This is a genomic window from Pseudomonas sp. GM74, from assembly GCF_000282455.1.
Lineage (GTDB): Bacteria > Pseudomonadota > Gammaproteobacteria > Pseudomonadales > Pseudomonadaceae > Aquipseudomonas.
On sequence record NZ_AKJG01000142.1, the window covers coordinates 1 to 1235 of the forward strand.

The 1235-nt window shown below is 56.6% G+C and carries 1 protein-coding gene; it reads right to left on the reverse strand.

Annotated elements, in window-relative coordinates; genetic code table 11:
• Positions 1-8: 8 nt before the first annotated feature.
• A protein-coding gene (locus PMI34_RS04435) for an IS3 family transposase (RefSeq protein ID WP_086790197.1) occupies positions 9-1171 on the reverse strand; the annotation gives its coding sequence in 2 pieces (ribosomal slippage) (positions 9-916 and positions 916-1171; 1164 coding nt in all).
• Positions 1172-1235: the final 64 nt, after the last annotated feature.

The following is a 1235-nucleotide window of genomic DNA, read 5'->3' on the forward strand; positions in this document are numbered from 1 at the left end:
TGTAGTGGTCAACTAATCCCGGACACGACGTTAAGTTTTTCTTCGGCCCGAGCTGGCGCCAGCCCACCGTTGAATTGATGGGGTCGAACCCAGTTGTACCGATGCATCAAGAAGTGGCTGATATCGCGCTGGGCTTCTTGAGCCGTTCGGTAACCCGTGGTCGGTATCCACTCCGTTTTCAAACTGCGGAACACGCGCTCCATTGGCGCATTGTCCCAGCAATTTCCCCGACGACTCATGCTCTGGCGCATGCGATAACGCCACAGCCGCTGGCGAAATAAACGACTCGCATACTGCGACCCTTGATCCGAGTGAAACAGCAGACCCTGAGGTCTTCCTCGTTGCTCGTAAGCCATATCCAGCGCCTTGATCACCAACTCAGCATCTGGTTTTTCTGACAATGCCCAGCCCACTATCCGGCGCGCAAAAAGATCCAGCACGACAGCCAGGTAATGCCATTTCCCCTGGGCCCAGATGTAGGTGATGTCGCCGCACCACACCTGGTTGGGTGCTGGAACATCGAACTCCCGATTCAATATGTTCGGGATATCCAACCGTTCAACCGTCGCTCGTTTATAGGCATGTGATCCGGGCTGTTTACTGACGAGGTCAAGCTCGCGCATCAGGCTGCGCACTTTGAACCGACCGAGCTGCTCACCGTCGTCACGCATCAGCGACAGGATGCTGCGGCTGCCCGCAGCACTGCGACTTTGCGAGAACAGCTCGCTCACCCGGCTGCGTAACCGAAGCCGTTCGACATCCGGCGTGCGGCGCTTAAGACGCTGGGCGTAGTAGCACGAACGGGTGACCTCAAACACCTTGCACAGCCAATCAATCGGCTCATGGACGCTCAGCTGATTGATCAGCGCGTACGCTCGTGATCTTCCGACATCAAGAGCGCGGTAGCCTTTTTTAATATCGATTTTTCCCGTTCAAGGCGGGCGATCCGGGCTTCCAGTTCCTGGATTTTCTGCTGTTCCGGGGTCAGCGCTTTGCTCTGCGGAGTGACGCCTTGGCGCTCCTGCTGAACCTGATCAACCCAACGGCGCAGGGCCGACTCGCCGACGCCGAGTGAACGGCTGGCTTCGATGTAGCTGTAGTTTTGCTTGAGCACGAGGTCGGCAGCCTCGCGTTTGAATTCAGCAGAAAAGGAACGGCGTTGTTTGGTCATCTGACACCTCGATCTGGCGAGCATTCTCGCCTAAATGGGTGTCCGGTTTCATTAGACCACTACA